This window comes from Enterococcus sp. NBRC 3427 (genome assembly GCF_007996925.1).
GTDB classification, from domain to species: domain Bacteria; phylum Bacillota; class Bacilli; order Lactobacillales; family Enterococcaceae; genus Enterococcus_B; species Enterococcus_B lactis.
Genome location: NZ_BJLL01000008.1, coordinates 63,209 through 72,175, shown reverse-complemented (window position 1 = coordinate 72,175; position 8,967 = coordinate 63,209). Strand labels below are relative to the sequence as shown.

The following is an 8,967-nucleotide window of genomic DNA, read 5'->3' as shown; positions in this document are numbered from 1 at the left end:
AACACCGTTTAAGAAAGAGGTCGTGATCCTGTCATTTAGCTCTGAGTCACAAGGAGCAATTTCAAAAAACAGCTTCTCGCGTTTGATGAATATCACAACTTGTGAACGAAGCATGGATAAGTGAACCTTCTTTTTGCCACACTACTTTTTTGTAACCAAAAAACGATGGAACGTTGTTTTGATTGCCCTTGATGAGGACAGTCTGAACAGGTTCCATCGTTTCTTTATTTTCTTCGTCTTCTTCTGTGTGTGTTTCGCGGTTTTTCTTCTATTGTTGGATCAATCGTGCCATAAAAGGGGCGATTGCGGTCAAGGTACCAGACGTAGAGAATAAACAATGCAATACATAGTACAAAAAGGATTGCACCTATCATAAATCCTTCAGGCAAGTAGCTGAAAGTAACCGTGTGTTTACCTGCTGGAACTTTTAGCATCAAGAATGCGTTTTTGAAGTTGCTGACTTTGACTGGCTTCCCATCGATTTCGGCTTTCCATCCTTTGTCGTAAGGAATAGTTGTCACCAACATAGAATCTTCTGCGGTATCTACAGTTCCAGAAGCTTTTCTGCCAGAGGCTTCCATTTTGACACCTTTTTCTTTGATCTGATTCATTGCGGCTTGATAGGCTACAACATCTAGACCAACGACTTTCGGCTCCATGAAACTTACTTCTTTCGTCCCATAAAAACTTGCAGTAAATGTCACCGTTGTCTCTTGGGGATAATAGCCAAGATCATAGTATTGTCCAGAAATATTGATTTGCGTTTTCCTCGATGTACCATTGACAGTGATCGTTGCACTAGAACTTTCTAATTGTGCAAAATTGGTTGGGAACAAACTTAAGTAAGCTTGTGTATTTGCAGGTACATGGACTTCCCATGTGAGCTCTTTCGGTTGATTATCTGTCGTCTCTGAATAAGTCACACCAGTCGTTGTTTTTGTGATCGTCGTATTTAACTGATTCTTCAAAGTAGGCGTATAGAATGTAAAATACTGTTCATTTAGACCAGATAATGTATTGATCAAGTTTGTCTGACTAGTTAAATTATCTGTTACGGGCTGCTCAATATCATTAACGGATAACGGTGCGGTAAATGCCAGTGGCAATGCATTGACATTCTGATACAGTGTATAGCCGCCGCTTTGACCAGCTTGGCGGAAGCCATATTTGCTGAACGTGCTTTCGTTCTTAGAAATGTTGTATTTGATTCCTGTAAAGCCATCCATCAGCAAAGTATTATTATTGTAACGGATATTCAAATTTGTCCCTCTTGAACGGAACCCTAATGTATCCAGATAAGAGGAAGAATTACGATTTCTTATAGAAGAAAACAAGCTGATGCCACTATAACCGTAGTTGATCGAATCGTTTGGCGATACCGGATCCAGATTTTCCAAGCGGTAAAACGAGTCAGAATCTTCTTTTGTTTCATTTACAAGAGCTTTCAAGTCAGGATAAGGATCCGTATACAAACTGCGGGAAGCATAATTCCAATCATCAAGGATACCATGGATCATGCTGTTCGTATTGACTAGAGCCTCAGCAGACATGATCAATAACAACAATATACTTAGATGGTTGAAGGAAAGTTTTTTATGCTGATAAAATCCCACAGCAAAAGCATAGATCCCTAAGAAAACAACTGTCAATACAAAGGAAGTCATCGTCACATAGGTGTAGCTTCCTTCAGGTTTGATGCCCCATGCCACCGCAAAGAGAGCAGCTACGACCAAAATGATTCCTAACAACAGCCCACGATCGTCTTGTTCTATCTTTTCCCATCCTTTTCCTGCAAGCAGGAGAACTAAGAAAGAGAACAGATAGGCATAACGGAATAAAAACATATTCGGTGCATGCATACCATGCCAAAACAAATTCAATAGAACAAGATAAAAACTTGCAATAAGTATGGCGAAAAGACCACCGTACAAAAACTTATTTTTCAACGGTACTTTCCGACTGGCAAAATAAAACAAGCAAAGGACCAGCGGAAGTAGACCTACATAAATGAACGGAATCGAACCGTATTTTGTGGTGTCATAAACACCAATCATGTTTTTCATGATCAGATCCAGATAAGAAGTCGCTTCTGTTTTCAGCGTAGTGATTTGACTCAATGCTTCGCCATTTGACCGAAGATCCAGTACTGCTGGTAATACAATGATCATTGAAGCGCCGCCTGCCAGTAAAGAAGTGATCCCATAAGGAACAATCGATTTTTTGTATTCTGACCAGTTTGTCAATAGACGGGCAATAAAATATAAGAAAGAAAAGACACCAATCATAAAGCCCATATAAAAACTGGATAGAAACAAGAGTAAATAGCTGATGAATAAAAGTTTCGGCCGTTTCAGATCCATGACACGATGAATCCCCAAAATCACTAATGGAAGATAAACAAATGCATCCAGCCACATGATGATCTCCGAATGTGCAGTGATGAATGAGATCAATGCGTAACTGACGCTAAGTGCAACATGCCCCCAGCGAGGAATCTTGAATGTGCGTGCAAGAAACCAAAAAGCTAATCCGGCACAGCCGACTTTAAGCAAAGTCAGAACATAAAGTGCATCTGGCATCATCTGGTTTGGAAAGAAGAAAACCAGTGGCGTGAAGATTCCGCCGAGATAATAAGAAATCAAAGACAGATAATTCAAGCCCAGAGAAGCATTCCATGTATAGAAAATACTTTGCTTTCCAAGAAGGACATTTCGGAAGCTTGCATGAAAATTAGAAAATTGTGAAAAGGCATCACTTGCCAAAATACTTCTGCTGCTCCCGGGATAGATCCCGATACTTAAATAAACAAGTGCTAAAATCAAAAACGGAATCAGGAAACTAGCTGCTGCGTAGCGTCCGTTTTCTCTAAAGAATGACTTTAAGTTTTTTTTCATATTTATTTTCCACCAAATTTCTATGAAGTTGTATTTAGTTTATCATATCCTTGTTTTTCTCTGCTTAAAAAGAGTCTAGTTTTCATAAAAAAATAAAATTTGGGAATAAATAACTTCACAATTTGTTCGTATAACAAAAATAAACACAAAAAAAGGGGAGGAATCAAAAATTCCACCCACCAAAATTTTTATTAAATAAAAAACCGTTCACTATCTGAACGGTCCAAGTATCATTCAATTAAACGCGTTCAACTTTTCCTGATTTCAAAGCACGAGTTGACACCCAAACTTTTTTAGGTTTTCCGTCGACCATAACGCGAACTTTTTGTAAGTTAGGTTTAACAGTACGTTTTGTTGAGTTCATAGCGTGTGAACGGTTGTTTCCACTTTTTGTCTTGCGACCTGTAAAGTAACAAACTTTTGCCATGGTAATTTCCTCCTTTGCCTTGATTTGGAGCAATAGAATAATTCAGCTCATACCAGACTAACATATCATATAGATTGGAAATTTGCAAGTACATTTTCATGGATACAATTGACATTTGTGAAGAATAATTGTAAATTAAACAGGGTTATACCTGAAATTTTGCAAGGTTTTTGAGTACTTTGGGTAACTGCCTTTTATTTCAAGTTGCGCTATGATAAAATATGATAGAAGAAAAATGGGAGTATTTTACCCGTTAAGGAGGCTCATTCATGGCTGTAAAAATTCAAACGTCAGCTGGAACCATTGAAATTACCAATGATGTAATTGCAACAGTTGTTGGTGGCGCCGCGACAGATGTGTTCGGTGTTGTAGGAATGGCCAGCAAAAATCAAATTAAAGATAATATTACTGAGATTTTGCGTAAAGAAAATTACTCAAGAGGAGTAGTTGTCCGCCAAGAAGATAATGGTATTGCTGTAGATGTTTATACGATTATCAGCTATGGTACGAAAATCTCTGAAGTTTCTCGCAACGTCCAAGAAAAAGTGAAATACAATCTAGAGGCATTATTAGGCGTAGCTGCCAATTCAGTTAATGTCTTTGTACAAGGTGTTCGTGTACTGCCAGACTAGGCAGGAGACTGGCTGATAACTCAGCAGTCGATCTGAAGGAGGATTATCTAGGTGAGTGTAACAGAAATAAGTGCAAGCCAGTTCCAGGAAATGGTGCAGGCTGGTGCGAATCGTCTGCAAGTAAATGCAGAATACGTCAATTCATTAAATGTATTCCCTGTGCCAGATGGCGATACGGGAACAAATATGAATCTATCTATGACTAGTGGAGCGAAGGCAGTAGTAGATTCAACCTCAGAAAAAGTAGGAGAATTAGCAGCAATGCTTTCAAAAGGATTGCTGATGGGTGCGCGCGGAAATTCCGGCGTTATTTTGTCTCAATTGTTCCGAGGATTTTCTAAGCAAATTCCAGATGTTGTCTCATTAAATGCTTCTGATCTTGCTGCAGCATTCACTCATGGTGTTGAAACTGCGTATAAAGCAGTAATGAAACCAGTAGAAGGAACGATTTTGACAGTAGCTAGAGAAGCAGCAAAAGCTGGAGAAAAGAAAGCGAAGAGTACAGATGATGTCGTTGAAGTGATGACAGCTGTTGTAAAAGGAGCAAAACGTGCTTTAGCTAAAACCCCAGACTTGCTTCCAGTCCTAAAAGAAGTCGGTGTTGTAGACAGTGGAGGACAAGGATTGCTGTTTGTTTATGAGGGCTTTTTAAGCGCATTGAATGGAGAATTCCAAGCGGATGAAACATATGAACCTTCTCCAGCAGAAATGGATGATATGGTCAATGCAGAGCACCATCGCAGTGTCCAAGGACAAATGGCGACAGAAGATATCCATTTTGGTTATTGTACAGAAATCATGGTGAAAATCGGTGAAGGACCTACTGTTGATAGCACGTTCGACTACGAAGAATTCCGTAACTATTTAGATGGTATTGGAGATTCTTTACTTGTGGTCAATGATGACGAGATCATCAAAGTCCACGTGCATACAGAAAACCCAGGAGAAGTCTTGAACTATGGACAAAAATTCGGTTCATTAGTCAAAATCAAAGTCGACAACATGCGCTTGCAGCATGAGACGATTTTGGAACACGATGAAGAAGTGAACGAGTTTGCGAAAAAAGAAACACCACGTATCCCGTATGGTATCGTAGCAATCGCTGCTGGTAAAGGCGTCCAAGAGCTGTTTGAAAGTTTAGGCGCTAATTATGTTATCAGCGGTGGGCAAACAATGAACCCAAGTACGGAAGACATCGTTAAAGCAATCCAAGAAGTGAACGCAGATAAAGTGATTGTCTTACCGAACAACAAAAACATCTTCATGGCAGCTGATCAAGCGGCAGAAGTAGCAGATATCCCAGTAGCAGTTGTTCCTTCAAGAACGATTTCTCAAGGATTGACGGCTATGCTTTCATTCAATGATCAAGCTTCTTTAGAAGAAAACAAAGAAACGATGACAGAAATGTTGTCTAGCGTCGTAAGTGGTCAAGTCACTCACGCAATCAGAGATACCTCAATCGACGGTGTAGAGATCAAAGAAGGCGACTTTTTAGGCATGATCGATGGCAAAATCATGATCTCTAACCCAGATATCACAGCAACAGCGTTAAGTACACTAGAACAAATGATCAATGAGGACACAGAGATCGTAACGATCTTAGCAGGTGATGAAGGAACAGTTGAACAAGCAAATGAATTTGCTGAGAAACTAACAGAAAAACATCCTGATTTGGAAATCGAGATCCACCAAGGAGATCAGCCTGTCTATCCTTATCTATTTTCTGCTGAATAATTCCTGTGACAGAATATCTTTCTAACACAGTATTCATTCATAAAAGGCCTTCGGTTAGTGATCAGGTATGATCACTGACCAAGTCCTTTTTTTTTTAAAGGAGGGAGGAAAAAATATATGCGTTCTTTAGATGATCCAATCACTATGCTGGCAGGAGTCGGAGAAAAAAGAGCAGCTAGTCTTGCCAGCTTGGGCATCCAAACGATTGAAGACTTACTGACTTATTATCCTTTTCGCTACGAAGATATTCAGGAAAGAAATCTAAACGAGATCCAAGATCAAGAAAAGGTTACTTTGAAAGGAATCGTAGTCTCTCCTCCTGTGATGAATCGATTTGGTTATAAAAAAAGCCGATTGCAATTTCGTATGATGCAAGAACATGATGTGTTCAACGTTTCTTTTTTTAATCAACCTTATCTAAAAGAAAAAGTCATTTTATCGGAGGAAATCGCTGTATACGGTAAATGGGATGCAAAGCGTAAAGCCTTGAACGGGATGAAGATTTTAGGTTCTCAAACAATGGATGACTTTTCGCCGATATATCACGTCAATAAATCGATTCGTCAAACGACATTAGTTGATCTAATCAAAAAAGGGTTTCAAGAATACGGCACATTGATCGAAGAAAACCTGCCGAACAACCTTGTGGAGAAATATCGACTACTTGACCGAGCTTCCGCTGTAAGAAGTATGCACTTTCCGAAAAATCACGAAGAAAATCACCAAGCCAAACGACGTGTCGTTTTTGAAGAATTCTTTTTATTTCAAATGCGTCTTCAAGGATTGAAAAAAGCAGAAAAAGCAGAAACGAATGGCTTGGAGATCCTTTATGATGTCCAAAAATTAAAAGAATTTACTCAAAAGCTGCCTTTTGAACTGACAAATGCCCAAAAAAGGGTAACGAATGAAATCTGTCGGGATCTTCGCAGTCCTCAACATATGCAGCGACTTTTGCAGGGAGATGTAGGTAGCGGAAAAACAGTAGTTGCCGCAATCGCATTATATGCCACCGTTACAGCGGGGTTCCAAGGTGCGTTGATGGTGCCTACCGAAATCTTGGCACAACAGCACATGGAAAGTTTGCAACAGCTGTTTGATCCCAATGAAGTAACGGTCGCATTGCTTACAGGGTCAACGAAAACAAAAGAACGACGTGAACTCCTTGAAAAACTAGAACGAGGAGAAATCAACGTCGTGATCGGTACACATGCATTGATCCAAGATGGAGTTGAATTTCAGAATTTAGGACTAGTTATTACGGATGAACAGCACCGTTTTGGTGTGAATCAGCGGAAAGTCCTTCGTGAAAAAGGCTGGCGACCTGATGTCTTGTTTATGACAGCCACTCCGATCCCTAGAACGCTAGCTATCACAGCGTACGGTGAAATGGATGTATCGATCATTGATGAACTTCCAGCTGGACGTATCCCTATTGAAACACGCTGGGTAAGAACACCTCAATTAGACAGTGTACTGGATTGGACAAGGAAAGAACTGGCAAGGGGACATCAAATGTATGTCATCTGTCCACTGATCGAAGAATCAGAAGCATTAGACGTAAAAAACGCAGTGGAAATCTATGAAAAACTTCGTGAACTATTTGCACCAAAATATGAAGTTGGCTTGTTACATGGTAAAATGAAGAATCAGGAAAAAGAAGTGATCATGGAAGCTTTCAAAGATAACCAGATGCAGATATTAGTTTCTACTACGGTAATAGAAGTAGGGGTAAATGTGCCAAACGCAACCGTCATGCTGATTATGGATGCGGATCGATTTGGTTTGGCACAGCTGCATCAGCTTCGTGGACGTGTTGGACGCGGAAGTGATGCTTCCTACTGTATCTTAGTTGCTAATCCCAAAAATGAACTAGGCGTGGAACGGATGAAAATCATGACAGAGACCACCAATGGTTTTGTACTAAGTGAAAAAGATTTGGAATTACGCGGTCCCGGTGAAGTATTCGGCTTCCGACAATCTGGTTTACCTCAATTTGCGATTGCTGACTTGGTGACGGATGGAAATGTTTTGGAGGTAGCCAGAGAAGAGGCTGCAGCTCTTTGGCAGATAAAGAATTGGCAGATGCTGCCTGAGTATCAGCCTCTAGCACAAAGCCTCCAGATAGAAAATCAGGATAATCGTTATTTCGATTAGCAGACTATGCTATACTTTATAATGATGATGGAAAAAGGAGTGGGAACAATGAAAATTGCCGTAGATGCAATGGGCGGAGATCACGCACCTCAAGCAATTGTAGAAGGCGTGGCTTTAGCGCAGCAAGATTTTCCAGAAGTAGAATTCTTACTTTACGGAAAAGAAGCAGAAATCAAGAAATACTTAACAAATGAAAAAAACATCACGATTATCCATACAGACGAAAAAATCAATAGTGATGATGAGCCAGTAAAAGCAATCCGACGGAAAAAGACTGCTTCAATGGTCCTTGCTGCACAAGCAGTGAAAAACGGCGAAGCGGATGCTATATTTTCAGCAGGGAATACAGGTGCGCTGCTAGCAGCGGGTTTGTTCATCGTAGGACGTATCAAAAATATCGAACGCCCTGGCTTGATGTCTACCTTGCCAGTAGTAGGAAAAGAAGGTGCCGGTTTCGATATGCTGGATCTTGGCGCTAACGCAGAAAACAAACCAGAACATTTGTTGCAATACGGTATTTTAGGTTCTTTCTATGCACGTAAAGTCCGAGGGATCGGACGTCCCCGCGTTGCTCTTTTAAACAACGGAACGGAAGCCACAAAAGGTAGTGAAGTGACGAAAAAAGCCTATGAACTTCTTCAGAATGAAACCAGTTTGAATTTCATTGGAAATGTAGAAGCGCGCGAGTTGCTCAATGGGGTGGCTGACGTAGTAGTCACAGATGGATTTACAGGCAATGCTGTTTTGAAATCCATTGAAGGAACGGCAATGAATATGATGGATCTATTAAAATCCGCTATTCTAAACGAAGGGATCAAAGGGAAAATGGGCGCCATGCTTTTAAAAGACGGCTTGCGTTCTTTAAAATCTGAAATGGATTATTCCAAACATGGCGGAGCTGTTTTGTTTGGCTTGAAAGCACCAGTCATTAAAACCCACGGAGCAACAGGTCCTGATGCTGTCCGCTATACGATCCGCCAAATCCACACGATGCTTGAAACAAATGTAGTAGGACAGTTAGTCGAACAATTTGAAAAAAGCGAAGAATAATATTCAGATAGCTGAGGCAATCCGGTTCGTTAAAAAAAGGTGGACATTCCTGAAAAATGTCAGTAAAATTAGCCAT

6 protein-coding genes are annotated in these 8,967 nt (G+C 40.3%); 4 read left to right on the top strand and 2 right to left on the bottom strand.

Features of this window, described 5'->3' with window-relative positions; translation table 11 throughout:
- Positions 1-224: 224 nt before the first annotated feature.
- Both ESP02_RS03310 and rpmB read right to left on the bottom strand, forming a co-directional pair.
- Positions 225-2,894, bottom strand: a complete 2,670-nt coding sequence (locus tag ESP02_RS03310; protein WP_002372503.1) for a YfhO family protein — start codon at positions 2,892-2,894, stop codon at positions 225-227.
- A 238-nt stretch (positions 2,895-3,132) separates the two neighbouring features.
- Positions 3,133-3,321 carry a 50S ribosomal protein L28 gene (gene rpmB, locus ESP02_RS03305; RefSeq protein WP_002290463.1) on the bottom strand — a complete coding sequence of 63 codons (189 nt, stop codon included), beginning with the start codon at positions 3,319-3,321 and terminating at the stop codon, positions 3,133-3,135.
- A 269-nt stretch (positions 3,322-3,590) separates the two neighbouring features.
- On the opposite strand from rpmB, the gene ESP02_RS03295 reads away from it, so the two are divergent.
- The 4 genes from ESP02_RS03295 (at position 3,591) to plsX (ending at position 8,891) form a co-directional block, all read left to right on the top strand.
- Positions 3,591-3,953: an Asp23/Gls24 family envelope stress response protein gene (locus ESP02_RS03295; RefSeq protein ID WP_002290464.1), complete on the top strand. Its 363-nt coding sequence runs from the start codon at positions 3,591-3,593 to the stop codon at positions 3,951-3,953.
- Positions 3,954-4,004: 51 nt separating this feature from the next.
- Positions 4,005-5,687, top strand: coding sequence for a DAK2 domain-containing protein (locus ESP02_RS03290; RefSeq protein ID WP_002290465.1), 1,683 nt, complete (start codon positions 4,005-4,007; stop codon positions 5,685-5,687).
- 117 nt (positions 5,688-5,804) lie between these two features.
- Entirely contained in the window at positions 5,805-7,841 is a 2,037-nt protein-coding gene (gene recG, locus ESP02_RS03285) for an ATP-dependent DNA helicase RecG (protein WP_002336161.1), read from the top strand.
- A 48-nt stretch (positions 7,842-7,889) separates the two neighbouring features.
- Positions 7,890-8,891 carry a phosphate acyltransferase PlsX gene (plsX, locus tag ESP02_RS03280; RefSeq protein ID WP_002290467.1) on the top strand — a complete coding sequence of 334 codons (1,002 nt, stop codon included), beginning with the start codon at positions 7,890-7,892 and terminating at the stop codon, positions 8,889-8,891.
- Positions 8,892-8,967 lie beyond the last annotated feature (76 nt).

Excerpts from the sequence above, each read along its gene's own strand:
- ESP02_RS03310 (WP_002372503.1), bottom strand. The coding sequence starts at position 2,894 with ATGAAAAAAAACTTAAAGTCATTCTTTAGAGAAAACGGACGCTACGCA.
- plsX (WP_002290467.1), top strand. The coding sequence starts at position 7,890 with ATGAAAATTGCCGTAGATGCAATGGGCGGAGATCACGCACCTCAAGCA.
- rpmB (WP_002290463.1), bottom strand. The coding sequence starts at position 3,321 with ATGGCAAAAGTTTGTTACTTTACAGGTCGCAAGACAAAAAGTGGAAAC.
- ESP02_RS03295 (WP_002290464.1), top strand. The coding sequence starts at position 3,591 with ATGGCTGTAAAAATTCAAACGTCAGCTGGAACCATTGAAATTACCAAT.
- recG (WP_002336161.1), top strand. The coding sequence starts at position 5,805 with ATGCGTTCTTTAGATGATCCAATCACTATGCTGGCAGGAGTCGGAGAA.